Raw genomic sequence first — 23,930 nt, 5'->3', positions numbered from 1 at the left:
GGCGCGTGCGACACGGCAGCGCGGACCACTGGCCTCGCCTCACGCCCGCCGTCGACACTCGAACGCCGTCCGTCTCAGGCGCTCTCGACGACGACGAAGCCCAGCCGTTCGTTGTCGTGTCCCGTCTCGGCGTCCTCGCTCTGTTCCTCCTGGAGACGCACTTCGACGCTGTCGCTCGTCAGGTTCCGGTAGCGGACGACGACCGAGTTCCAGCCGTTGTACGTCTGGACGTCCGCGAGGAACCGCGGTTCCTCGTAGTCGTTCTCGAACTCGATCGTGTACCAGTCCTCGTCGACCGCCTCGGGCGTCCGCCCGACCTCGAACTCGCGGCCGTCGACCGTCCCGGTGCCGGGTTCGACGGCGACGTAGCCGACCGTCTCGACGTAGTGGTAGCCGCCGTGCTCCTCGCCGTCCTCCTCCTGGACGCGGACGTCGAACCCCTCCGCGGAGACGTTCGCCGGTCGCGTGACGATGGGGTCGGATCCAACGCACGTCTGCGACTGCGAGAGGACGACCGGCGTCGTCCCGAAGGACTGCTCGAACGCCACGTCGCTGAATCGGTGGTTCGTGTCGACCGTGCCGACCGTCGCCGGCAGACCGCCGAGAGAGGTGACGTCGCCGTCGAGCACGAGGTAGTGGGCCGTCTCCGTCCAGTGGTCGCCGTCGAGATACAGCCACTCCTCGAGTTGGAAGTCGAACCCGTCGCTCCCGACGTTCTGGAGGCGGACGTCACACGGGTGGGGCCCCTCCGACGACAGGGGCGTGGCGACGGCGACCGGGTCGTCGTAACCCCCCTGAAGGCTCACCGAGTGCCACTCTCCGCGGTTCGCCTGGTCGGTCCGCACCGACCCGGTCTCGCCGGGGAACTCGTCGCCGGGTTCGACACCGTCGTCGCCGTCGTCGCCGCCGGCGTTCGACGGGAGCGGACAGCTCCCGGACGTGGCGATGCCGTCCGTCGCGACCGACGACCCCTCGATCTCGCGGACGGGGTCGTCGGTGACGTCGATCGTCGAGTCGATCACGACGTTGTCCGTCGACGATTCGAAAACGATCCCGTCGCGACCGGTGCCCGACTGCTCGATACAGCAGTTCCTGATCGTGTTGCCGTCCCGCCGGAATCGCATCGCGCTGCGGTAGGTCCCGCCCCCGGTGACCGAGACGCCGTCGAACGTCCGCGTGCCGGGGTCAGTCGTGGTCGCGTCGTCGACGAACACTGCGTAACTCGTCCGGGAGCCGTCGGAGCCGATCGTCGTGTAGTCGGCGCCGACGTGGATGCGCGTGTCCGTCACGGTGAACGAGCCGCCGGAGTACGCACCGACGATTGCACCCGTCCCCTCGCTGTTCTTCATCGTGATGTCGCAGTTCTCGATGGAGACGGGACCGGGGCCGTCGGCGATACGGACGCCGCGCATGTTGCGCACGTCGTCGCCGGCGACGGGGAGCGGTTCGTCGACCGCGATGTCGGCGTCGCGAACGACCGTGTTCGGACTCCCGACCCGGATCTGTGAGACGTTGTTGTTGCGGTACGTCCCGCCGTCGACCGTCACTGACCCGCCGAGGTTCGACACGTAGAGGCCGTTGTCGTCGAACCGCTCGATACGACAGTCACGGACGGTCAACGACCCGTCGCCGCCCGCGTAGACCCCGACCGACTTGCCGCCGTCGGTGGCGACGAACCGTTCGAGCAGCGCCGACCCGCCGCCATAGATGTCCAGCGCGGTCGACGGACCGCCTGCGTCGTGGCTTCCGACCTTCGTGACGTCGCGCACGACGAGCCCGTCCTCGACGCCGATGTCGACCTTGGGAGTGACGTCGTCGCCCCGGTGGTCGAACGTGAAGTTCTCGATGCGAACGTCTCGCGTTTCCGCGCCCGCCAGCCAGAGGTCGGTATCGTAGTTCTCTCCCGGTACGAGGGTCACGTCGCCCTCGCCGACCATCGCGAAGTTCGTCAACCCGTAGATGATGAGCCTGTTCGCCTTGTACGTCCCCGGGGGGAACGTCACGAGGGTGTCGTCGCCTTTGACGTCGTCGAAGACGTCGTCGATGGGGTCCTCACCGCCGCTGTCCGCACCCGCCTCCTCGATATCTACGACAGTACCGTAGTCGGATTCCGCCGCCGCCACGACGGAGCTGCCGGCAACCGCAGAGAGGCACGTGAGTCCGACCGACCCGAGGAGGGTCCGTCGACTCAGGGAGCTGTGACCCGTTCGGTCTCGTACCATTGCGTCCGGGCGAACATCAAACTAGACAATAAACTCCGCGGCAGCAGAATGGCAACAAGATTTATATGTCTTTCATCGAGGCATGCCAGTCATTCAGCCAACGACCCCACGACGGCGAGGGGACGAACCGCGGAGAGCGATGTTGATATACCACACGCCGCTGTGGTAGGAGACGATGATTGACTCGTCGGTGCGAGTTGGGTGTCTCCATCTCGACGACCTCTCTCCGGAGCAACACGCTGCGTACGACTGGTGTGCGGAGACCGGTGTGGAACGCGACTATCTACCGGTCGACGACGTCGTCCAGGGCACGACGGAACTCTCGTCGTACGACGTGCTGTGGTGGCACTGCGACGAACCGGTCGACGCCGACCGGGTGACGGCGCTTGAGGGCCCCGTCGGCGCGTATCTCCGCGACGGCGGCGGACTCCTCCTCGGACTCCGCGCGCTCGCCGCGGTCGAGGCGCTGGGGATCGATCCGGTCGGACCGGACGCGACGGGCGTAGAGGAGGTGCCCGAGTCGACGGGACTACTGGTCAAACGACTGCACGCCGCCCACCCCGCCTTCGACGGGTTCGACGGCCTCCGCGTGCCGACGCGCGGCCCCGGCGGTGCACAGCCGTTCGCCCGCTACGAGGGCCGACTCCCGTCGACGGGAGACGTCCTCGCGAGCACCGTCCACGGCGACGCCGACCATCCGCGGCAGGTGTCGACGCTCTCGTGGACGGTCGGTGCGGGCACCGTCGTCGGCGCGGGCGCGGGCGTCACGTTCGACGTCCCGCCCGAGGAGGACCACGCCGGTCGGCGCGACAGGTTCGTCGGCAACGTGTTGAGCTACCTCGCCAGCGAGACGGAGGCGACGTCGACGACTCGCCCCCAGACGCGCGAGGGGTTTCAGCGCCTCCGCGACGCGCTCGCGGGGGACCACAACCGACCGCGGTACCACCTGTCGCCGCCGGCGAACTGGCTCAACGATCCCAACGGACTGATCCACTGGGACGGCCAGTACCACGTCTTCTACCAGTACAACCCCGGTGGGCCGTACCACAGCACCATCCACTGGGGGCACGCCGTCAGCGACGACCTGCTACACTGGCGGGACGAACCGGTCGCGCTCGCACCTACGCCCGACAGCCCCGACGCCGACGGCTGCTGGTCGGGGTGTGCCGTCGACGACGACGGCACCGCGACGCTGCTCTACACGGGGGGGCAGGACCGAAAGCAGCTCCCGTGTCTGGCGACGACGACCGACCCCGACCTCCGGACGTGGGAGAAACTCGACGCCAATCCCGTCATCGAGGAGCCGCCGGCCGAACTCCACGTCCTCGGCTCCGACCACTGGGAGGCGGAGTTCCGCGACCACTCCGTCTGGTTCGACGACGGGACGTGGTACCAGCTGATCGGCTCTGGAATCGTCGACGTCGGCGGCACGGCGCTTCTGTACCGGTCGGAGGACCTCCGCGAGTGGGACTACCTCGGGCCGCTCCTCACCGGCGACGTCGCGGAGACGGGCCACATGTGGGAGTGTCCGGAGCTGCTGGACTTCGGCGACCGACAGCTGTTACACGTCTCGAACTACGACACCGTCCCGTACTACGTCGGCGTCGTCCGCGACGGCCGACTCGACCCCGAGCGGTCGGGTGTCCTCGACTACGGCGAGTTCTACGCCCCGCAGTCGATGCAGTGCGACGACGGCCGACAGCTCACGTGGGGGTGGGTGAAGGAGACGCGCGAGGAGTCCGCCCAGTGGGACGCCGGCTGGTCGGGGCTGCTCTCGCTCCCGCGCCTGCTCGACCTCGACGAGGACGGGACGCTCCGTCAGCGACCCGCCAGAGAGCTCCGACAGCTCCGCGGCGAACACGTCCACCACGAGGGAGTGACGCTCAGCCCGACCGACCCGAGCGTCCTCGACGTCCGCGGCGTCGCACTGGAGTTCGACGTCGAGCTCGAACTCGACGGCGCCGAGGAGTTCGGCCTCGTCGTCCGCGAGTCGCCCGACGGGGTCGAACGCACGCCGATCCGGTACACCGGCGACGAGATCGTCGTCGACCGTGCACACGCGAGCCGGAGCACCGAGGTGGCGACCAGCGCGCAGACGATGCCCGTCGACGACGGCGGGTCGCTCCGGCTCCGGGCGTTCCTCGACGGGTCGACGCTCGAACTGTTCGCCGACGACCGCCGCTGTCTCACGACGCGGGTCTACCCGACCCGCGACGACAGCGACGGCGTCTCCATCTACGCGAAGGGCGGCGCCGTCACCGTCGACCGCCTCGACGTCTGGCAGCTGGAGGCGACGTGGCCCGAGTTCGGCTCCGGCCCCGAGTGACAGTCGATCGAAAACTCCTCTATAAGAAATTCGAACGGTAACGCATGGACGGGCCTCACCCCGTCGAAGTCGTCGTCCCAGCCACGCCGACGGCGACGGACTCACGGACGCTGGTCGCGGGACGGACGACCGGAGCGGGTAACCGCCGTCAGTACCCGCCGGAGCGACGATCGCGACGCGGCTCGAACGGTTCCTCCAACTCCTCGTCTTCGGTCGGAACGTGACCGTGGGCGAGCGTCCCGCGGATCCACGTCCGGTCGCCGTCGACGCCGAGTCGGAGCGTCGGCGCGAAGCTACCGCCGAAGCGACGCTGCTGTTCTTCGGGCGGGAGGTCGGCGACGTCGTCGAGCGATCGTCCGCCGAGGTCGTAGTAGTTGAAGAAACTGTGGACGAGGATCTCCTCGCGGTGCCCGAACGCCAGCCACGAGTACGCCTGGAACGGCGCGTTGCCGGGGTTGGCGACGACGAGCCCCGACCCGTTGAGCGGTTCGTACTCGCCGTCCAGCGAGTCGGCGACGAACCCGTACAGGCCGTCGAACCCGTGCAGCCCCGGTGCGAACGTGTGTTCGTGACTCGGGGTGAAGAGATAGTAGCGGTCGTCGTGGACGACGACGTGTGGTCGTTCGAGCTCTTGGTTCACGCAGGTCCCCTCGACCAGCGGCGGTCGGAGTTCCCAGTCGGTCGGATCGCCGCTCTCGGAGGTGGCGATTCCGATACAGCCGTTGAACTCCTGTTGGGCTGCGTCGCCACCACAGGCGTCGCTCCCCTCGGAGACGGGCGCGTTCCCCTCGAACAGCAGGTGGGTCTTCCCGGTCTGGGGGTCCTCGAAGAACCACGGGTCGCGGAAGGTGTAGATCATCCCGCGGGACTGGTCTTCCGTCTCGTAGAACTCGCCGTCGGCGGTGAGGAGGATCTCGTGGTCGAACGAGCCGCCGACGTCGACGCCGTCGTCGCTCGTCTCGACGGTTCCGCCGTGGCCGACGGCGAGGCGCTGTTCGTAGGTGAGCTCTCCCTCGTCGCGGCGGCCGGACGCCGTGTAGAAGAAGTACAGCTCGCCGTCGTCGTACAGCGCCGACCCGGCCCACTGCCGCGACCCGAACGCAGCCCCTTCTTCGAAGACTCGCCCGCCGCGGTTCCACTCCTGGCCGTCGCGGGAGTAGAAGTACCGGAGGGCGGCGACGTCGTGACGCTTCCCCGGCAGGAGGTCCGCGGGGGCAGTCAGCGAGACGAGGACGCGCCAGCCGTCCAGATCGGCGATACTGCCGTCGCGGGTCCGGAGGAGCCACGTGTCCCAGATGTGGAGCTCCGGGAAGGCGTCCTCCGCGGGCGGGTAGATGATGGGAGCGACGTTGTCGGCGGTGCGCTCGATCCGCTCGGCCTGCTCGCGCGTCCACGAGGTCGGCCGTCGGCCGCCGTCGGCGGCGGTGTCGAGTCGGTGCGTCATACTGTGACATCTCTGTGGGCGGTCGAAAACTCCCTCGGTCCGCGACGGGAGACGTCTGAGGCGCTGTCGGACGAGTTCCGAACGTCCGTCGGCTAGTGGTCGCCGACGAACGCCAGTAGTTCCTCGTTCACCTGCTCGGCTGCGTCCAACTGGACCCAGTGGCTCGCGTTCGGGATTCGCCGGACCGTCAGCTCCGACACCCACTCGTCGAGTCCCTCGGTCAACGCATCGGTGAGCGCGAAGTCCTCCTCGCCCCAGAGCAGCAGCGTCGGTACGTCGACGTCGCGTGCGGCCACGTCGCCCTCAACGAACGGGAGGTGGTCCTTGAGTTCCTCGCGGATGACCGACCGGTAGTAGTTGATCGCGGCGGTGGCGGCTCCCGGTCGAGCGAACGCCTCCCTGTACCGCTCGACGTCGGCGTCGGTGAAGGCGTCCGGCGTCGCCGATCCGCCGCGGAGAACCTCGTCGAGCGCCGCGCAGTCACGGCGAGTCAGATACCATTCGGGGAGCCACGGGAGTTGGAAGTAGAACATGTACCACGACTTCCGTCGCTGCTCGCCGTTGCGCCGGAGTTCACGCTCGAACGCGCCCGGGTGCGGTGCGTTCAGGACGGAGAGCGTCTCGACGGCCTCCGGGTGACGAGCGGCGACGTTCCAGGCGATGCCGCCGCCCCAGTCGTGGGCGACGAGGTGGGCGCTGTCGCCGAACTCGCCGATCAGGTCGACGACGTCGGCGGTGAGCTCGGAGATGCGGTAGGCGTCGACACCGGGCGGTTTCTCCGAGCGGTTGTAGCCGCGGAGATCCGGCGCGACGACGTGGTACTCGTCGTCGAGTGCGGGGATCTGTTCGTGCCACGAGTACCAGAACTCGGGGAACCCGTGCAGGAGCACGATCGTCTCGTCGTCGGGGTCGCCGGCCTCGACGTAGTGGAGTCGGACGTCGTTGACGACCGTCTGGCGGTGGACCAGTCGAGTGTGTTCCGTCACGCCCGACGGTTTGTGGGGCAGCCACTAAACCCCGACCGGTTCCCGTTCGTGTCTTGGTACCTGCCAGTCATACGAGCAACGATTCCAAAGTTTGAGGTAGTGATAGGTTGTCTCTCTCGCAGATGAGCCGCCACCGATCCCGATTCACCGGCGACTCGCGGCTCCTCCACCGGCAGGCGATACGGATCCCGCTGTCGAACGAGGAGGCCGAGTTGGGCCTTCACCGGAACATGGCGACCGTCGCCGCCGCCCAAGAGCGGAAAGCCGAGATGATCGCGGACCCCGACGTCTCGATGCTCGACGTGTACGAACGGCAACTCGAGGGGCTCGAACGGAGCTACCGGGCGTCGGTCGAACGGGACATGGGCGACGACTTCGAGGCGGCGGCGCTCGCCTACGCCGGAGGCGATCGCGACGACGGCGTCGCGGCGACGGCAGCGTATCTCAACGAAGCCGTCTGGCGCATCCAGCAGATGTTCACGGTGTCGGACATGGTCGTCTTCCCGTTGATACTGCGCTACCCTCACTGTTGTACGGTCAACGTTCGGTTCGTCCGGGGACACGTCGACGAGAACGTTCTCTGGTACGAGTCCCCCGAGCACTCGGCGGAGGAGCTCGACGACGAGTACACCGAAGTCTACCACTGCGAGAGTCGCTACTCGCAGCGACAGGCGGCCGAGCGCATCAGATCCGGAGCGCAGACCGTCCGCGACCAGTTCCCCGACCCGCGCGAGACGCCGTTCGAGGAACGCTGTCTCGGCGGCGTCGTGAGCGCGTTCGGCCGGCGCGGGTCGGCGTTCTGTTCGGGACTCGAAGCCGTCACCCCCGACCCCGACCGGTTCGGCGACTCGTCCGCTCTCACGACACCAGAGATCGTCGAGGAGAGTCCGCTCGCCCGGGAGACCAAAGAGTCCTGGCTCGGCAACGACGCCGTCGTGCTCTGAGGCGATCTCCCGGCGACCTCCGGCACTGTCGCTCCCTCGCACACCACCGACAACGGGTTGACGGACTCGCCGATCTGAGAGGGGTCAGTCAATCGACAGACAGCGGCGGGCCGAAAGCGAGCACTTTTATATCGACGACCGACTCGCTCGAAGCGAGACAACGAAATGAGCGACGGCCCCGAATCCGACTTCGTGGAGTACGGCATCGAAGACAGACCACCCCTGCCGACGTCGCTGCTACTCGGGGTCCAACACTACCTGACGATGGTCGGGGCGAACGTCGCCGTCCCGCTCATCCTCGCGGGTGCGCTCGGGATGCCGGAGTCGGTCGTCCCGCGGTTCGTCGGCACGTTCTTCGTCGTCTCCGGCGTCGCCACGCTCGCACAGACGACGTTCGGGAACCGCTACCCGATCGTTCAGGGCGCGCCGTTCTCGATGCTCGCGCCCGCCCTCGCCGTCGTCGGCGTGGTACAGGCGACGCCCGGTGGGGACTGGAACACCGCGTTGGTGCATCTCCAGGGTGCGATCGTCGTCGCGGCATTGGTCGAGGTCGCCATCGGTTACTTCGGTCTCCTCGGCCGCCTTCGGCAGTATCTCTCGCCGGTCGTCGTCGCTCCCACCATCGCACTCATCGGTCTCTCGCTGTTCGACACGCCGCAGATCGTCACCGCGACGCAGAACTGGTGGCTCCTCGGGTTGACGCTCCTGCTCATCACGCTGTTCTCGCAGTATCTCGACGGCGCACATCCGGTGTTCAAACTGTTCCCGGTGCTCCTCGGGGTCGTCGTCGCCTACGTCGTGGCGCTCGCGCTCTCGCTCGCCGGCGTCTACCACCCCGGCGCGCCCGGGTTCGTCGACGTCGCGGCCATCTTCGAGAACCCCGTGGTCGTCCCCATCTACCCGCTCCAATGGGGGATACCGCAGGTCGAACTCTCCCTGGTCGTCGGGATGCTGGCCGGCGTCGCCGCCAGCATCGTCGAGTCGTTCGGCGACTACCACGCCGTCGCCCGCCTCTCGGGCGTCGGCGCACCTTCCGAGCGACGGATCAACCACGGTATCGGCATGGAGGGGCTGATGAACGCCTTCGCGGGCGTCATGGGTGCGGCGGGGTCGACGTCCTACTCGGAGAACATCGGTGCCATCAGCCTCACCGGGGTCGCGAGCCGCTACGTCGTCCAGGTCGGTGCGGGCGCGATGCTCGTCTTCGGCTTCTTCGGCTTCTTCGGCGGGTTCGTCGCCTCTATCCCCGATCCCATCGTCGGCGGGCTCTACGTCGCCATGTTCGGCCAGATCGTCGCAGTCGGCCTCTCGAACCTCAAGTACGTCGACCTCGACTCCTCGAGGAACATCTACGTGCTCGGCGTCTCGACGTTCGCGGGACTGGCGATTCCGACCTACGTAGGCAATCTCGAGGGGACGTCCGCCCTGCAGGAGGGGCTCGCTCAGGTCGCCGTCCTCGGTCCGGTGCTCGGGACGCAGGTGGTCGCGGACACGCTCTTCGTCGTCGGGGGGACGGGGATGGCCGTCGGCGGCCTCGTCGCGTTCGTCCTCGACAACACCATCTCCGGGACGCGCCAGGAGCGCGGCCTCGAAGAGTGGGAGGAGCGCGCCGAGAGCGACGAGGAGTTCGCTTCCGCCTACGACCGGTTCGTCCGTAGCGACGAGTCGAGCGTGAACGCGGACTGATAAGGGTTAGCAAAAGGATTCAGGCAGTCCCGTTTACTCTCGGATGATTGTCAGAAATGCTGTGCTGAATATAGAGGACGGATGCAGCATAGCAGTGTGAGTCTGATACACGACGTTCGGCACGAGAAGCCTAGATTGCGAGTAGAACCAGTCCACTCACGACAACGACGCTTAGAACGATGGAGACGAGTCGTCCGAGCCGATAGGTGCCCAGGAGCCACGCCAATACAGCCTTGACGAACGTGTTTGCGATGGCCGCAATGACGATTCCCGTGGTTGCAACCTGCGTCGAAACTGCACCCTCAGCTGCAAGTTTGCTCAACGTAATAGTTATCGCATCTACATCTGCCAGACCAGAGAGGAACGCCGTGGCGTACACTCCTGATGTGCCTAGCCACTCGTGTGCGTATTCAGAGACGAGGAGCACAACCGCGAAGATCACACCGAAGAGGAGTGCTGGCCCAAGTCGAAACGGATTTTTCAGTTCGCCGGGTTCGACTGTCTCGTCGGACGTAGTCCACCAGTACAGCGTTCCAGCAGCAACTATCCCGACGACGGTCATGGCTCCCAGTGGAAGGGCTACACTCGAGAGTAGATTCGGATTGACGACCGCAACTTCGATGAGTGCTCGCGGGAACATCACTATAGACGCAGTGACGACCGCAAACGCGCAGACGTGATACAGCGTCTCGTTCTGCGCCGTCTTCTCCGCCATCGAAACTGTCGTCGCCGTCGAGGAGACGAACCCGCCGATGATCCCGGTTAACGCGATGCTCTGTTCCGGCCCGAGGAATTGCCCGAGCAGGTAAGCGACGAACCCAAGCCCGGTGACGAAAACTACCATCAACCAGATAAATCGAGGATTGAGCCCATAGAGAACGTCGAGTGAGCGGTCTGGAAGCGCCGGCAGAACGACGAGGACGACGAGGATGAACTTCACCGAGGCCAGGCGTTCAGTCTCTTCGATCTGGGCGGCGAATTCGTGGATCGGATCTTTGACCGAGAGGAGCACCGTGATGGCACCGCCGACGACGATTGCAGTAACTGCGCCGGTATCAGAATGCATCGCCGTCGCTCCCAGTACTGCGGTGAGAAGTGCAGCCATCAGCGTTGTCAGACCGATATCCTGTGTGTGCCAGATTTTCCCAGCGTATGCGACGGTAAGCGGGACGACGAGTACACCGAGGGCAACAGAAAGGATCGTCGGGAAAAATGCCGCGACAAGCGCCCCATAGAGCGCAAACAGGGGGAAAGTACGACTCCCGGCGAACGTCCCACCTGACTCGCTTTGCTCTCGTTCTAACCCGATAAGTGCGCCGAGTCCAACACCGACGAAGAGATGTAAGAGAACCTCAACGAGTGGGTCGGTTACAGGATCGACCATCGCTCAGAGATTCGATGAGGCTCAACGTCAAACTACGGGACAGAAGAGATCGACGTACTCGCACCCGCGCTCACCAACCGGATCATCCTTGCTGACTATGCGCGCTGTATTCAGCACGACCACAGAAACCTCCCCGGATGCTGTCAGGAGTGGCGTGCTGAATAGAGAGTATATGTCCAACATACTTGGTGAAATAACTAATACGCTGAAAATACAGCCAAAAAGATAACATTCTCTGTGCCCGAAATGAGTCGTGCCACCGCACAGGGCGACCAGTTTTGTGTCGGTGCGCGCCTTTGACGTCGCATTGTGGGCGAGTCTGCCCGGCTCACCCACAGTGCTTTCGACGACGTCTGTGCTTCTACTCAGTGAGCGAACAAGAGGCATTGAAGCGTGTGACTCATGTTACTAATACCTTGTTGAGATATAGAGATTCCTTTGACAATCTATTTTTCTGTGATTGACACCCTGCTTGAGGAACGGCCAAGTCACAGTTGTCTCACTGACCGACTTGCGCCCTGCGTCCTCTATTCAGCACGCAGATTTCAGCAGGTAGGAATCTTGAGGCGTTGAAGAGTACGAAGACTTCCGCTAATCACTATGTGTAGTCGCTTCGGGCGTGGTTCGCGGTAGAAGTGGGCCGTCCCGGATTCGAACCACGGTCGCTCCCGTTCGCTCGCTCTCTGGTTCGAATCCTCAGTGTTCCATTTCGGCAACTCACGTTGTTGTTCACGTACGTCTCGCTGTCGCTCGCCGACGCTCATTGAAATTGAGTTGCGGAAAATGGGCCGTCCCGGATTTGAACCACGGTCGCTCCCGTTCGCTCGCTACGCTCGCTCACCTCCCGCTCCCTGGTTCAAATCCGAGAGTGATTCACACAACCGCGAATCTGGTCGTAACTCGCACACGCCTCGCTATCGCTCGGCGGTGCTCAGATGGAGATTCGCGGTAGAAGTGGGCCGTCCCGGATTTGAACCGAGGTTCCGAGCACCCGATGCTCGAAGGATACCAAGCTACCCCAACGGCCCGCACTCTATCGGATGCGAGGGTTCCGTTTAACAGTTGTGATACGTCGTAGGCTGAGCGACCCGTTACCGTACTGCGACCCTGCGCCGTCGGTCGTTCAGTACGTCGTGTAGCCGTCGGTGTCGAGGTAGTTGTGGACCACAGTCATCGAGTGGTCGGCGTGGAGTACCTTCGGCCCGATGCGAACGCGTTCGTCGACCGCCTCCGCCAGCAGCCGCTCCTCCTCGTCGGTGAAGTCGTTGTGGTCCGAGAGGACGAAGAGCGGCTTATCCGGAGGTTCGACGTCGACGACGGGGTCGCCGTCCTCGTGCAACTGGACGACCGTCGCGTCTCTCGCCGCCGCTTCGAGCGTCTCCTCGAAGCCCATCCGGTAGACTGACACACCGGGCGACGACTCGGCGGGCATGTGGCCGATGGCCTCCCCCTTCTTCTCCAGCGCCTTGCGGATCAGGGCGGCCGTGCTCCGCTCGTCGGGGTTGAGTCGCCGGAGCTCGCTCCCCTCGAAGCGGACCGTGAGTTCGTCGCCGAGCACGAGGTGGACGCGGACGTCCTCGCGGATGTCGTGCGAGAGGAAGAACGCGGAGTTGACACAGCGACACAGCACGTCGAGTCGACCCGCGCCGCCCGCGATGTCGTCGAGTGAGAACGACGGGTCGGTGGGGACGTCGTGACCGAGGACGATGAACTGACGCATACCGGAGAGTGCCGCGAGCGGGTAATGGCTCTGTCCACTCGCGGACGCGTACCGAAGGCGCTGTCGTCGGCGCTATCGCTATGTCCTCGCGGCACCTGTCTCGGGTATGATACGGTTCCTGCTCATCCTCGTCCTCCTCCTGTCGACGACGGCAGTCGTCGCGGGCGTGCCGGACGTCAGACTCACCGTCGCCGACGTGGTCGTCGAACCGACGACGCCGCTCGTCGGCGAGACGGTCACCGTGACCGCGACAGTGCAGAACTCCGGCGGCAGCGCCTCGGCGGTCGACGTCTCGCGGGTGATCCTCCGTGGACCGGACGGCCGACTCGACACCGCCGAGGACGTCGGGTCGCTCTCGCAGGGCGACTCGGTGACCGTCCCGCTCACTGCACGGTTCGACGACCCCGGCGTGCGAACGCTCGAACTGCGCGTCGTCGGCACCGACGAGAACCGAAACAGCGTCCGCATCTCCCGGCCGGTGCCGGTCGCCGTCGAACGTGCCGCACCGCAACTGACGCTCGACGTGTCCGACCCCGCCGTCGACGCCGAGAGTCGCGTGCAGGTGACGCTTGCGAACCCCGCCGCTGCCCCCGTTCGGAACCTCGTCGTCGACTTCGACGGATCGTTCGGGGAGGCCGTCAACGGTCGACAGGTCGTCCCCTTCCTCGACGCCGGGGAGACGACGACGGTGAACCTCACCGCGGTTCCGACAGCCGCGGGCGAGCGCGAACTCGCCGTCCGTGTCGACTACACGACCGCCTCGGGCACCGAAGCGACGACGACGCTGTCAAACGTCGTCTCGGTCGCCCCCTACGTCGACGACGTCGGTCTGGAAGTGCGACCGGTCCGCCCCACCGAGTCCGACGGGACGACCGACGTCGGTGACCTGCAGGGATTGCTCACCGGCGGCGGGGCCGTCACCGACGCCGGGAGCGACGCGGAGACCGCCGACCCGGACCCGACGCTCGTCGAGGTGGTCGTCACGAACTTCGGCACCGTCCCCCTCGACGACGTCGTCGTCACCCCCGAGACGGCGAACCAGACACTCCCGCGACAGGCGGTGGCGGGACTGATCCTCCCCGGCGAGAGCGCGACGGCGCTCGTCGACCTCCGGGAGGTCCGACAGACCGAGAGCCTCCGGGTCGTCGTCGACTACGAGGCCGGCGTCCGCGAGAGTCGGGCGGAGACGACGTACGCCTACCGTCCCCTCGTCGGCGACGTCCGCATCACGGACGTCCGACTGACTAACGAGGACGGAACGGTCACGCTCTCGGGGAACGCCGCCAACGTCGGTCGCGGGGAGGCGACCGGCCTCGTCGTCGCCGTCGTCCAGACCGATCTGGTCGAGCCGACCTACCCGCAGCGTGACTACTTCGTCGGGACGGTCGGCGGAAGCGACTTCGCGCCGTTCGACCTCACCGCCGAGGTGAACGAGTCGGCGACGACAGTGCCGGTGCAGGTCACCTACCAGGTCGACGGCGTCCGCTACAACCACGTCTACGATCTCCCGTACGAGGTCGGCGACGACGGACGGAACCGGAGCGGACTCCGACTGCCCGCACTCGGAACCGCGCTCGTCCTGCTCGTGGGCGTTCCCGCCCTCCTCGTTCTCGCCCACCGCTCGGAGCGGTTCGCCCCGTTCGAGCGGCTCCGCCGATGAGTCGACGCTCCGGCTCGACGTCGTTCGCCGACCGCTCGCCGTCCGTCCTCCTCGCACGGCGGAATCTCACCCGGAACCGACTCCGATCTGGACTCGCGGTGCTCGGCATCGTCATCGGCGTCTTCGCCATCGCGGCGCTGGGTATCCTCGGAACCGTCCTCGAACTGACCGCGACGGAATCGCTGGGCGGCCTCGGCGATCAGGTCATCGTCACGCCGAACGCCGAGACGGGTAGCGACAGCCTCGACTCCCGCGACGTCCAGCAGATCGAGCGCATCGCCACGGGTGCGGAGGTGGTCCCGCTCGTCACGGGCGGCGCGGTCGTAGAGCGCGGCGAGCGCCGCTCGTTCGTCACGCTCTACGGGACCGAGGAGCCGGCCTCGCTGTTCGTCGCCGCCGACGGCGAACTCCCCGAGCGGCACGTTCGCGGGGCGATCGTCGGGTCGGAGGTCGCCGACGACCTCGGCGTCGGCGTCGGCCGCACGCTCGGCATCGAAGGCCGGCAGTACCGCATCGTCGCCGTCCTCGAACCCGCCGAAGGGATCTCGCCCGTCTCGCCGGACGGTGCCGTGATCCTCCCACCGGCGGCGTTCGTCCAGGAGGAGGTCACGCAGGTCATCGTGCAGGCGGACTCCGGCGCGGAGGCCGCCCGCATCGCCGGCGACGTCAGAAGCCAACTGAACGCCCGCGAGGACCGCGTCGACGTCTTCGAACTCTCCTCTATCATCGATCAGATCGGCGACTTCTTCGATCTCCTCTCGGCGTTCCTGCTCGCTATCGGCTCTATCTCGCTGCTCGTCGCCGGTGTGAGCATCCTGAACGTGATGTTGATGAGTACGAGCGAACGCCGCGAGGAGATCGGCGTCTTCCGCGCCGTCGGCGTCCAGAAGCGAGACGTGATGCGGATGATCCTCGTCGAGGCGACCTTGCTGGGCGTCGTCGGCGGACTCCTCGGCGTCGCACTCGCCGTCGCGGGCACCGCCGTGCTCTACCTCCTCGTCGCAGAGGTGACGCTCTCGGCGGTCCTCGCCGCTCAGAACGGGTTCTATCTCCTCGTTTCGTTCGGCTTCGGCGTCGTCGTCAGCCTCGTCTCGGGGCTGTACCCGGCGTGGACGGCGGCAAACGAGCGACCGGTGGACGCGCTTCGGGGGAGTTAGGACCGCTCGACCCGGAGCGAGAAGCCCCAATCGAACTCAGCTGTCGGCTCGTCGGTGCCGGTCGCCTCCGCGTCGTAGATAGCGACCGGGACCTCCCATCGGTACGTCCCCGGTGTCATGTACTCGTCGACGCAGTAGTCCGACCACACGACGTACTCCGTCGTGACCGACTCCCCGGAGTCGTAGGGTCGCGGGGAGCAGGCGAAGTTGGCGGAACCGTGGCTACAGTCCCCGGTCTGGTCGTCGTCGGCCACTCGTCGCCAGCGCGTTCCCTCCCGCTCGAAGGACTCTGTCTCCTCCGTCCGGTACAGCCACAGCCCCTGGGGACTGCTCTTGCCCCGTGACCGATTGAACAGCCCACATCTCTCCTCACCCCCCCGAGAGCAATCGCCGCTCGCCCAGGTTGGTCGTCGTGATTCGGAGTCGGGCGGGCTGGTCGGTAGTTATCCGTCCGGTGACGAGACCGACGTCGATGTTGACGTCGTGCGTGTCGTCGACGTCGTCGATGGAACCGAGCGTGACCAGTCGCTGGAGACCGTCTTCGGCGGTAACCGGCGGTGTCGGGGTCGTCCCCGACGACTGTGGCGCGCTGGCGAGACATCCTGCGAGGAGAGAAGACGAAGCGATACTCGCGAGGAGGGCACGGCGACGCATACGTCGTCCGTTTCGGTGGTTAGCTAATGTGTGTTGTGCCACACGCCCTCTCGCCCGCGACGGAGGTTTATTAGCGAGAACAGAACCACCGACTCTGTGCGCTAAACCACGCACGGAGCGTCTCGCGGGAGTATGGCACAGCGCTCCGTGATCCGCCGTATGCTGTGTGCCGTCTGTTCGCCCTATCCACGACTCGCCTTTGTTCAGTCCCCCGTCGACGCAACACCCGGAATCCGCGCTCTCGTCTCCGCCCAGACGCCGCTGTCGAAGTCGATAGCGTCGTGCCACTTCGCGGCGAGCGTCGTCACCGCGAGGTCGCCGGTGACGTTGTTCATCGTCGCGATCCGGCCGAGGATCGCGTCGACGCCGGCGACGAGGCCGACGATCTCCAGCGGGAGGCCGAGTTGGTTCAAGATGAGAGTGAGCATCACGAGTCCCGCGCCCGGCACGCCCGCAGTACCGATGCTGACGAGCACGGCGATGGCGAGGACGGTCACCTGCTCGCCGAGCGCCAGCGACTGCCCAACGACGTTGGCCGCGAAGACGGCCGTCACCGCGAGACGAATCGCCGCACCGTCCATGTTCGCCGTCGCACCGAGCGGTAGCGAGAAACTGTAGATCCGTTCGTCGATCCCGAGGTTCTCCTCGGCGTCCGTCATCGTCACCGGCAGCGTCCCGCTCGACGATCGGATGCTGAAGGCCGTGACCATCGCGTCCTTCGCACCGCTCAGGAACGCCAGCGGCGACTCGCCGACGAGTCCGATCACGATGATGCCGAGATAGGTGACGACGATGTGAATCCCGATAGCCAGTGCGATGGTGGCGACGAGCATCGCGAGATCGAACAGCGCGCCCACGCCGTTACCACCGATGGACGCTGCCATCAGCGCGAAGACGCCGATAACGCCGTACTCCATCACCCCCCAGACGAGTTTGAACAGCGTCTTGCTGACTGCCTCCATCGCCTGAAGAATCGACTCGATCGACGAGGCGATCTCGGGGTCGTCGGTCGTGTCACGGACGAGTGCGAGTGCGACGCCGAAGACGACGACGAAGAAGATCGTCGCCATGAGGTTCCCTTCGACCATCGCGGCGAGCGGGTTCGTCGGGATGGCGTTCATCACCACTTCGACGACGCTCGGTGCTTCCGCGGAGTTCGCCTCCGCATTCTCCAAGACGGCACCAGCGCCGGGGTCGAGGAGATTCGCCAGCGTCAGCCCGATTGCGGCCGCGATGGCCGTCGTCACCATGTAGAGCCCGACGACGGTCCCACCGACGCGTCCGAGTTGCGACGGTGAGAGTCGTTGGACGCCCGTGAGGAGCGTCGCGACGATGATCGGAATCACGAGCATCTGGAGCAGTCGGAGAAAGATGTCGCCGAACGGGCGAAGCGTCGTCGCCGGCTCTCCCACGAGGAGTCCGACGAGGGTACCGAGCACGAAGGCGACGCCGATTCGGTAGACGATCGGAATCGACCGATAGCGGTTCCAGATAGTTGTGATGCCTGACATCACAAGCGGATTTTCACTGCGGCTACCAAGTAGTAACGGCCGGCTGGTAATCTTGCTCGAAGGGAGTACGAGGTCGTCGCGGTGACAAGGGAGAGCCGAACGTTACACGGAACCGCTGTAAGTAGAGCGAGACAGCACGACTCAGTCGAGTTCCTTCACCACGGTCGCCGGGTTCCCGCCGACGACGACGTTCTCGGGGACGTCGTTCGTCACGACGGCACCCGAGGCGACGACCGCACCGTCGCCGATGGTGACGCCGGGGTTGACGACGGCGCGCCCACCCAGCCAGACGTCGTCGCCGACGTCGACGGGTTCGCCGTACTCCGGACCGGCCGCCCGCGTGTCGGCGTCGAGCGGGTGTGTCGCAGTGTAGATGTGGACGCCGGGTGCGAGCATGCAGTTGTCGCCGACGGTCACCTCACACACGTCGAGGACGACGCAGTCGTAGTTCGCGTAGAACTCGTCGCCGACGTGGACGTTGTAGCCGTAATCGCATCGAAACGGCGGCTCGACGTAGCAGCTCTCGCCGACCGATCCGAACAGGTCCGTCAGCAGTTCCCCCCGACGGTCGTGTTCGGTCTCGGTCGTCTCGTTGTACAGACGCGTGAGTCGCTTCGCCCGCTCGCGTTCCTCCACGAGGACGGGGTCGGAGGCGTCGTACAACTCGCCGGCGAGCATCTTCTCTTTCTCTGTCGGCATACCACGTACTCACCTGGAGTCATGAAAAAAGAGTCGTCCGGGTCCTCGCCCGGGGTGCTTCTCTCCGGTGTTCGACTGTCGAGACACTGGTTGCGGAAGCGACGAGGAACTGCCTGTCACCGTGGGGTGTTCGTTCCGTCGGTCGCCTCGAGGTACTTCTGGAGCAACGCCGGGAAGTCCCGGCCTTTCAGATATCGGAGACCGAAGTCTTCCGCCCAGGCGATGATACCGGTGTCCTCGGTGACGACGCCGGCGTCCAACTCGCGGGCGAGGATGAGCAGGTCGAAGTCCTCCCGCGAGTCGAGGACGCCGCGCCGGAGCGTCGTCCGGTACTCCTGTCGGAGATCGGAGATGACCTTGTCGATCTCGGTCATGTACTCGTGTTCGTCGAGCGGCTTGTCGCGGGAGTCTTCGACCTTCCTGACGGCTTTCTCCGACACTCTGAGCCCGCGGTTGACCCGGTCGCTCATCTCGTCGATGAACCGGAAGACGATCTCCGCGGGGATCGACACCTCGAAGCGGTCGGGGTTCTTCTTGATGACCCAGGTGTTGAGCTTCGAGATTATCTCGTCGTCGACGTCGCGGTCGGCGAGCATCTCCGTGAGTTCCTCGTACACCGACGGCGGGATGTAACAGGAGATGTTGAGTTCGAGCTTCGCCCGAGCGACGAGGTCCAACAGGCGATCGACCGCCGCCTCCAGATCTTCGTCGTCCTCACGTATCTCTTCGGTGATGAACACCGACGTGTCGAGGACGAACCGTTGCTTCAGTGGATGCTCGACCATCACTCTCACTTTGTGCTACGTTACCAAAGCGTTCTCGCCTGTCGACGGCGTAGTCGACGAGCGAACGCTTAATCTGATAGCTACACTCTAGCACGGCATGGAGTACCACGAGCTGCTCGGGGTCGGCCCCGAGGAGGCCCCCGACGTTCTCGAACACTTCGAGCGGGCCACGTACGAGGGTCGAGAGTATCGTCACCTCCCTGACACGCGTCACTCGATCGAACGTGGGACGGTGCTCATCGAGGGGACGGCAGTCCGTGGGTTCCCGAAGATCATGCGGACGCTCGTCCTCGACCCCGGCGTCCGGCGTTTCTTCGACGCGCCGTTCGTCGCCGAAGAGAAGCTCAACGGCTACAACGTCCGTGTCGCTCGAATCGACGACGACCTCCTCGCGTTCACCCGGAGCGGCTACATCTGTCCGTTCACGACGCGAACCGTCCCCGAACGGGTCGAGTTGGACCCCTTCTTCGACGCCCACCCCGAGTTGATGCTGTGCGGAGAGATGATCGGCCCAGAGAGTCCCTACACAGATCACGACTACCCGACGGTCGACTCCCTCGAGTTCCGTGTCTTCGACGTCCGACACCGGGAGTCGGGCGATCCGCTCCTCGTCGACCGCCGTCGTCGTCTGTGTGAGGCCTACGACCTCCCGCAGGCGACGTCGTTCGGCGTGTTCGATCCCGAGACGGCCGCCGCCGAACTCCGGACGATCGTCGACGAACTCGACGCCGGGGACCGAGAAGGGGTCGTGATGAAGTCGCTCGACGGCCGTCACCAGCTGAAGTACACCACCGCTGCGGCCAACCAGGGGTCGCTCGCCTACGCCTTCGCCGTCCCGTTCGACTACGGCCCGGACTTCCTCTTCCCGCGTATCATGCGCGAGGCGTTTCAGTCGGTCGAGTTCGGAGAGAGCGAGGCCGAGACCCGTGAACGAGCGCACGCGCTCGGCGAGGCGATCCTCCTCCCGGCCGTCGATGCGATTCGGGAGGTCCAGCGCGACGGTGAGACCGGTGAGGAACACACCGTCCGCGGTCCGCCGGAGGCCATCGACGCGCTGTTCGACCATCTCGACCGGATGAACCTGCGCACGACGGTGCGGCGCGACGAGACGGTCGACGGCGAGCGCGTCGTCACGTTCCTGAAACACTCGGCGGCGACGACGGACTCGGTGAAGAGCTATCTGGACGGACAGACGTTCCGGACCTGAGGTCGGGTCGTCGTCGGCGAGTCACTCCTCTCTCTCGTCGTGGTCCGTCGCTTCCACGCGGCGGTTGACGTCGAGGTGATAGTGTCTGAGGATGTCGCGCCCGACGAGCACCGGATGCGTCATGTGGCCGCGGTCGACGACGTTGGCCGCGACCGTGTGTCGTGTCCCGCCGATGCCGACCACGACGTCCACCACCGGTCTACTCTTCTCTCGCTTGACGCTCCCCGAACGGACGCGACTCACCGTATGGATGGGGCCGGCACCGATCTCGGCGGCGAGACGAAGGTCGATACTTGTCCGTTCAGCACCCGTATCCGCCTTTCCGACGACGGTCTCCGTCCCGGTCGTCCCGCTAACGACGATCCGTTCGGTGAAGCCGACGACGACCGGCCGTTCGGGAACGTGTGAGAGCGGCGTGGGCGCACAGGAAGGCTCGGAGTCGTCGAGCGTCGCGGCGAGTTCCGAGACGCGTGCGTGGTCGACGTCGCCGCCGACGCGCTCGACGGCGAGGCGAGCGATGTGCGGGGCAGGACTCCGGCCCGTCGCCCGGTAGAGGCCTTTGAACCCCGCCGTCGGGTTGACCTCGAGGACGTACCAGCCGTCGCTACCCTCGATGAGGTCGACGCCCGCGTAGTCGAGACCGAGCGCCGCCGTGGCGCTGCGAGCGACGGCGAGGAGGTCGTCAGTGACGCGGTCGCTCGCGTCCTCGACGTCGCCACCGAGGGCGACGTTGGTACGCCAGTCGCCCTCCGGCGCGTAGCGGAACATCGCCCCGACGACGTCGTCGCCGACGACGTACACCCGGAGATCTCGTGGACGATCTCTCGTTCCGATGAACCGCTGGAGGAACGCCCGGCGGTTGCCCACCTTGGCCGTGTAGACGTCTCGGTCCTCGACTCGCCACGCCCCGCCGCCGTTGGTTCCGACAGCCGTCTTGTAGACCGCGTCGGGACCGAAGTCGGAGCGGAACTCGGACAGACGGTCGCCACCGAGAGCGAACACCGTCTCCGGCGTCCTGATACCCGCCCGGGCCAACGCGGCAGCCGCTGCCGTCTTGTGGGTCGCCCGGATCGTCGAGTCGGGAGCGTTGAGCGTCGGTCGGAGCGCTTCGAGCGTGAGCGCGACGCCGTGGTCCTCCAGCGGCTGGTCGGTCTTCGAGAGGAGCAGTCGGTTGACGACGACGTCGATGTCCGGCCGCAGGTCGACGCCCTCGTCGGCGAAGTGGAAAACCAGGTTCTCCTCCCGGAGCCAGACGGGGGTGTGACCGAGCGCTTCGACCGCGTTGAGGATCGCCTTCGTCTCCTTGCTGCTGTGCAGGCTCAACACCCCCACTCGAACGCGATTTCGTTCCATCCTATAAGTAGTCGACAGAGCGTAGAAAGGGTGTCGCTCGCCGAGCGGGGTCGTCTCGCCTCTCGAATCAGTGGGCCGCCTCGACCAGTTCGACGAGTTCCTCGGTCCCGTGGTAGCCGAACCACTGTTCGACCAGTTCCCCGTCGCGGTAGAGCAGGAGGGTCGGGACACCTTGCATCTCCAGCTCCTCGACCAGATCGAGCGTGTACGAGGCGTTGATCATCGCGACCGTGACGCCGGTCGCACGGGCGACGTTGCCCAGGATCGGCTCCTGCATCTTGCACTTGCCACAGCCCTCGGTGTAGAACTCGACGAGGAGGTCGTCGTGTTCGTCGATGGCGGCGTCGAGTGCGGTACGGTCGTCGAGGCGGATCGGTTTGGAACTGAGGCGGGTGTCGCTCATGGTGTCTCGTATCGGCGGTAGTGGGTTAGCTGTTGATGGGTCGTGCGCGGTGCGCTCACGACGGGTGTCGTCGCGTCTCTCGGCCCGAAAGACGGCGACTACGCGTACTGGCGGATGAGGGCGGCGTACTGGTCGGCCTGTTTGACGCCGACGAGCGACTCCTGGGGTTCGCCGTTCGCGTAAAGAACCGTCGTCGGGATGCCGCGGACGCCGTGTTGGGCGGCGAGCTGCTGGAACTGGTCGGAGTCGACTTTCAGGACGGCTGCTGGCGTCTCCTGTGCGACCGTCTCCAGAATCGGCTCGAGCATCTGGCACGGACCACACCAGTCGGCGTAGAAGTCTACGAGGACGACGTCGTGGTCGGCGACGACCGTCGCGAAGTCGTCGCTAGACTCCAGGGTGATCGGGCTGGTCGGTGTAGTCTTCGTCGCTTGTTCGTCTGTCATCACACTCGATACGAACCGTACCGACATAAGGGTTGTGTGTAGTTGGTCCAATACTACACAACCATTCGTCTGCAGCGGGAGTCGTTCACTGGAGTCGGTCGGCGAACGCGTACGGCAGTGCGGTGTAGACGAACGCGTTTCCGGCGAGCGCGTCGACGGTAGTGTATTCGTCGACGGCGTGGACCGTATCCGTCCCGAGCGCGAACTCGACGGTCGGGATGCCGGCGTTTCTGAGCTGTTTCGCGTCTCCACCGCCGGTCGCACTCCGCCGGTAGACTCGTTCGCCGGTGGCCTCACGCGCGAGCGCGGTCGTCGCAGAGACGATGGGCTCGTCCACGTCGACGAACGTCCCGACGCTCCGGCGACTGTCGGTGAGTTCGACGTCGTCGAACTCGTCCAGACGGCTACGAACCTCCGCGAGGATGGCTCGGGTGTCGACGCCGGGTGAGACACGGACGTCGAGCCGAGCGGTCGCCAGCTCGGGGACGCTGTTGATCGCCTCGCCGCCGTCGAACGTTCCGAGGTTGACCGTCGGATACTCGAACAGCGTGCGGGCCTCCCGCTCGCCCATCTGGGGCGCGTAGTAGTCAATCGACTCCTCGACGGTCGCTCGGACGTCGTCGTCGAGGCGGAGCGGCCGCGCTTCGAGCAGCTCTCGGATCGCCGTCACCGCATCGTACAGTCGGTCGATGGCGTTCGTCCCGAGCATCGGCCGCGACCCGTGAGCCGCCGTTCCCCGTGCTTCGAGAGTGAGCCAGAGACTGCCACGGTCTGCGACGGTGACGGAGTGACGGCCCCGTTCGCAGGTCGTCTCGCCGATGACACAGCCGTCGGCGGCGAGATGACCCCCCTCGACCAGCGCCGGTAGGCCGGCAGCACCGCCGGTCTCCTCGTCGCTGACGAAGGCGAACGCGAGCGAGACGGGGGGCGTCGTCTCGGTCTCGGCGTACGCTCGGGCGGCCAGAAGCATCGCGGCCAGCGGTCCCTTCATGTCTGTCGCTCCCCGGCCGTAGAGCCGCTCGCCGACGCGTTCTCCCAGCGGGTCGTGGACCCACGTCGTCGCGTCGAAGGGGACGGTGTCGACGTGCCCGTCGTAGAGGAGCGTGTGCTCGGACGCGCCCGAGAGTCTCGCGACGAGGTTCGGTTTCGTCTCGTCGACGGCGATGCGTTCGGTCTCGAGCCCGGCGGTACGGAGCGACCGCTCCAGCCACGCGATCAAGTCAGCCGTCTCACCGGGCGGGTTCTGCGTGTCGAAACTGAGGAGTTCGAGCGCCGTCTCGACGAGTCGCTCACGACTGTCGTCGAGAAACGCCGAGAGCGGGGGAGAGAGCGACGACATGGCC

Annotated in this window: 20 protein-coding genes and 1 tRNA gene; 6 read left to right on the top strand and 15 right to left on the bottom strand. The window is 65.9% G+C overall.

Translation table 11 applies throughout. From position 1 onward, the window contains the following. Positions 1-74 precede the first annotated feature (74 nt). Positions 75-2,222 carry a right-handed parallel beta-helix repeat-containing protein gene (locus tag BSG17_RS27440; protein ID WP_211609041.1) on the bottom strand — a complete coding sequence of 716 codons (2,148 nt, stop codon included), beginning with the start codon at positions 2,220-2,222 and terminating at the stop codon, positions 75-77. A gap of 175 nt (positions 2,223-2,397) precedes the next feature. On the opposite strand from BSG17_RS27440, the gene BSG17_RS01390 reads away from it, so the two are divergent. Beyond that, positions 2,398-4,548 (top strand): GH32 C-terminal domain-containing protein, encoded by a 2,151-nt coding sequence (locus BSG17_RS01390; protein WP_089820677.1) that lies wholly within the window; start codon positions 2,398-2,400, stop codon positions 4,546-4,548. A gap of 148 nt (positions 4,549-4,696) precedes the next feature. Here BSG17_RS01390 and BSG17_RS01385 read toward each other — a convergent pair whose 3' ends face one another. Together BSG17_RS01385 and BSG17_RS01380 are read right to left on the bottom strand one after the other, a co-directional pair. After that, positions 4,697-5,992 (bottom strand): glycoside hydrolase family 68 protein, encoded by a 1,296-nt coding sequence (locus BSG17_RS01385; RefSeq protein WP_089820676.1) that lies wholly within the window; start codon positions 5,990-5,992, stop codon positions 4,697-4,699. A gap of 92 nt (positions 5,993-6,084) precedes the next feature. Further along, on the bottom strand, positions 6,085-6,978 hold the full coding sequence (locus tag BSG17_RS01380; RefSeq protein WP_089820675.1) for an alpha/beta fold hydrolase: 894 nt from the start codon (positions 6,976-6,978) through the stop codon (positions 6,085-6,087). A gap of 122 nt (positions 6,979-7,100) precedes the next feature. Between BSG17_RS01380 and BSG17_RS01375 the strand changes: the two genes are divergently transcribed. Both BSG17_RS01375 and BSG17_RS01370 read left to right on the top strand, forming a co-directional pair. Then, the gene (locus tag BSG17_RS01375; protein WP_089820674.1) at positions 7,101-7,922 is read left to right on the top strand and encodes a hypothetical protein; all 822 of its coding nucleotides are present in this window, start codon (positions 7,101-7,103) and stop codon (positions 7,920-7,922) included. Between the two features lie 165 nt (positions 7,923-8,087). Beyond that, on the top strand, positions 8,088-9,608 hold the full coding sequence (locus BSG17_RS01370; protein WP_089820673.1) for a uracil-xanthine permease family protein: 1,521 nt from the start codon (positions 8,088-8,090) through the stop codon (positions 9,606-9,608). 130 nt (positions 9,609-9,738) lie between these two features. Here the strand turns inward: BSG17_RS01370 and BSG17_RS01365 are convergent, their stop codons facing one another. From BSG17_RS01365 to trmY, 3 genes are all read right to left on the bottom strand, one after another. Then, positions 9,739-10,992, bottom strand: coding sequence for an MgtC/SapB family protein (locus tag BSG17_RS01365; protein WP_089820672.1), 1,254 nt, complete (start codon positions 10,990-10,992; stop codon positions 9,739-9,741). 955 nt (positions 10,993-11,947) lie between these two features. Continuing rightward, a tRNA-Pro gene (locus BSG17_RS01360) sits at positions 11,948-12,020 on the bottom strand. Positions 12,021-12,115: 95 nt separating this feature from the next. Further along, a complete protein-coding gene (gene trmY, locus BSG17_RS01355) occupies positions 12,116-12,712 on the bottom strand; it encodes a tRNA (pseudouridine(54)-N(1))-methyltransferase TrmY (protein WP_089820671.1) in 597 nt (198 codons plus the stop codon). 106 nt (positions 12,713-12,818) lie between these two features. Here trmY and BSG17_RS01350 point away from each other — a divergent pair, with 106 nt between their 5' ends. Both BSG17_RS01350 and BSG17_RS01345 read left to right on the top strand, forming a co-directional pair. Next, on the top strand, positions 12,819-14,372 hold the full coding sequence (locus BSG17_RS01350) for a CARDB domain-containing protein (RefSeq protein ID WP_089820670.1): 1,554 nt from the start codon (positions 12,819-12,821) through the stop codon (positions 14,370-14,372). After that, the gene (locus BSG17_RS01345) at positions 14,369-15,529 is read left to right on the top strand and encodes an ABC transporter permease (RefSeq protein ID WP_089820669.1); all 1,161 of its coding nucleotides are present in this window, start codon (positions 14,369-14,371) and stop codon (positions 15,527-15,529) included. The genes BSG17_RS01350 and BSG17_RS01345 overlap by 4 nt, the downstream gene beginning before the upstream one ends. On the opposite strand, the gene BSG17_RS01340 is transcribed toward BSG17_RS01345, so the two are convergent. From BSG17_RS01340 to BSG17_RS01320, 5 genes are all read right to left on the bottom strand, one after another. Beyond that, complete coding sequence (locus BSG17_RS01340; RefSeq protein ID WP_089820668.1) at positions 15,526-15,783, bottom strand: hypothetical protein; 258 nt, start codon at positions 15,781-15,783, stop codon at positions 15,526-15,528. The two genes, BSG17_RS01345 and BSG17_RS01340, sit on opposite strands and share 4 nt — an antisense overlap. Positions 15,784-15,898: 115 nt before the next feature. Then, positions 15,899-16,183, bottom strand: a complete 285-nt coding sequence (locus BSG17_RS01335) for a YajG family lipoprotein (RefSeq protein ID WP_089820667.1) — start codon at positions 16,181-16,183, stop codon at positions 15,899-15,901. 203 nt (positions 16,184-16,386) lie between these two features. Next, entirely contained in the window at positions 16,387-17,694 is a 1,308-nt protein-coding gene (locus BSG17_RS01330; protein ID WP_089820666.1) for a dicarboxylate/amino acid:cation symporter, read from the bottom strand. 141 nt (positions 17,695-17,835) lie between these two features. After that, the gene (locus BSG17_RS01325; protein ID WP_089820665.1) at positions 17,836-18,393 is read right to left on the bottom strand and encodes a sugar O-acetyltransferase; all 558 of its coding nucleotides are present in this window, start codon (positions 18,391-18,393) and stop codon (positions 17,836-17,838) included. A 116-nt stretch (positions 18,394-18,509) separates the two neighbouring features. After that, complete coding sequence (locus BSG17_RS01320; protein ID WP_089820664.1) at positions 18,510-19,178, bottom strand: RNA ligase partner protein; 669 nt, start codon at positions 19,176-19,178, stop codon at positions 18,510-18,512. A gap of 97 nt (positions 19,179-19,275) precedes the next feature. Here BSG17_RS01320 and BSG17_RS01315 point away from each other — a divergent pair, with 97 nt between their 5' ends. Next, positions 19,276-20,385, top strand: a complete 1,110-nt coding sequence (locus BSG17_RS01315; protein ID WP_089820663.1) for an RNA ligase — start codon at positions 19,276-19,278, stop codon at positions 20,383-20,385. 21 nt (positions 20,386-20,406) lie between these two features. Here the strand turns inward: BSG17_RS01315 and BSG17_RS01310 are convergent, their stop codons facing one another. From BSG17_RS01310 to BSG17_RS01295, 4 genes are all read right to left on the bottom strand, one after another. Further along, entirely contained in the window at positions 20,407-21,738 is a 1,332-nt protein-coding gene (locus BSG17_RS01310) for an ATP-grasp domain-containing protein (RefSeq protein ID WP_089820662.1), read from the bottom strand. Positions 21,739-21,805: 67 nt separating this feature from the next. Beyond that, the gene (locus tag BSG17_RS01305; protein ID WP_089820661.1) at positions 21,806-22,141 is read right to left on the bottom strand and encodes a thioredoxin family protein; all 336 of its coding nucleotides are present in this window, start codon (positions 22,139-22,141) and stop codon (positions 21,806-21,808) included. Positions 22,142-22,239: 98 nt separating this feature from the next. Then, on the bottom strand, positions 22,240-22,587 hold the full coding sequence (locus tag BSG17_RS01300; RefSeq protein WP_089820660.1) for a thioredoxin family protein: 348 nt from the start codon (positions 22,585-22,587) through the stop codon (positions 22,240-22,242). Between the two features lie 85 nt (positions 22,588-22,672). Then, complete coding sequence (locus BSG17_RS01295; protein ID WP_089820659.1) at positions 22,673-23,926, bottom strand: M20 family metallopeptidase; 1,254 nt, start codon at positions 23,924-23,926, stop codon at positions 22,673-22,675. Between the last annotated feature and the right edge of the window lie 4 nt (positions 23,927-23,930).

This window comes from Halogranum amylolyticum (assembly GCF_900110465.1).
Classification (GTDB): domain Archaea; phylum Halobacteriota; class Halobacteria; order Halobacteriales; family Haloferacaceae; genus Halogranum; species Halogranum amylolyticum.
Note: the sequence above shows the minus strand (reverse complement) of the source record. Positions and strands in the feature narration are given on the sequence as shown.

Coding starts and splice junctions, on each gene's coding strand:
- BSG17_RS01305 (WP_089820661.1), bottom strand. CDS start 22,141: ATGAGCGACACCCGCCTCAGTTCCAAACCGATCCGCCTCGACGACCGT.
- BSG17_RS01300 (WP_089820660.1), bottom strand. CDS start 22,587: ATGACAGACGAACAAGCGACGAAGACTACACCGACCAGCCCGATCACC.
- BSG17_RS01385 (WP_089820676.1), bottom strand. CDS start 5,992: ATGACGCACCGACTCGACACCGCCGCCGACGGCGGCCGACGGCCGACC.
- BSG17_RS01345 (WP_089820669.1), top strand. CDS start 14,369: ATGAGTCGACGCTCCGGCTCGACGTCGTTCGCCGACCGCTCGCCGTCC.
- BSG17_RS01370 (WP_089820673.1), top strand. CDS start 8,088: ATGAGCGACGGCCCCGAATCCGACTTCGTGGAGTACGGCATCGAAGAC.
- BSG17_RS01365 (WP_089820672.1), bottom strand. CDS start 10,992: ATGGTCGATCCTGTAACCGACCCACTCGTTGAGGTTCTCTTACATCTC.
- BSG17_RS01375 (WP_089820674.1), top strand. CDS start 7,101: ATGAGCCGCCACCGATCCCGATTCACCGGCGACTCGCGGCTCCTCCAC.
- BSG17_RS01320 (WP_089820664.1), bottom strand. CDS start 19,178: ATGGTCGAGCATCCACTGAAGCAACGGTTCGTCCTCGACACGTCGGTG.
- BSG17_RS01330 (WP_089820666.1), bottom strand. CDS start 17,694: ATGTCAGGCATCACAACTATCTGGAACCGCTATCGGTCGATTCCGATC.
- BSG17_RS01310 (WP_089820662.1), bottom strand. CDS start 21,738: ATGGAACGAAATCGCGTTCGAGTGGGGGTGTTGAGCCTGCACAGCAGC.
- BSG17_RS01350 (WP_089820670.1), top strand. CDS start 12,819: ATGATACGGTTCCTGCTCATCCTCGTCCTCCTCCTGTCGACGACGGCA.
- trmY (WP_089820671.1), bottom strand. CDS start 12,712: ATGCGTCAGTTCATCGTCCTCGGTCACGACGTCCCCACCGACCCGTCG.
- BSG17_RS01315 (WP_089820663.1), top strand. CDS start 19,276: ATGGAGTACCACGAGCTGCTCGGGGTCGGCCCCGAGGAGGCCCCCGAC.
- BSG17_RS27440 (WP_211609041.1), bottom strand. CDS start 2,222: ATGGTACGAGACCGAACGGGTCACAGCTCCCTGAGTCGACGGACCCTC.
- BSG17_RS01325 (WP_089820665.1), bottom strand. CDS start 18,393: ATGCCGACAGAGAAAGAGAAGATGCTCGCCGGCGAGTTGTACGACGCC.
- BSG17_RS01390 (WP_089820677.1), top strand. CDS start 2,398: ATGATTGACTCGTCGGTGCGAGTTGGGTGTCTCCATCTCGACGACCTC.
- BSG17_RS01335 (WP_089820667.1), bottom strand. CDS start 16,183: ATGCGTCGCCGTGCCCTCCTCGCGAGTATCGCTTCGTCTTCTCTCCTC.
- BSG17_RS01295 (WP_089820659.1), bottom strand. CDS start 23,926: ATGTCGTCGCTCTCTCCCCCGCTCTCGGCGTTTCTCGACGACAGTCGT.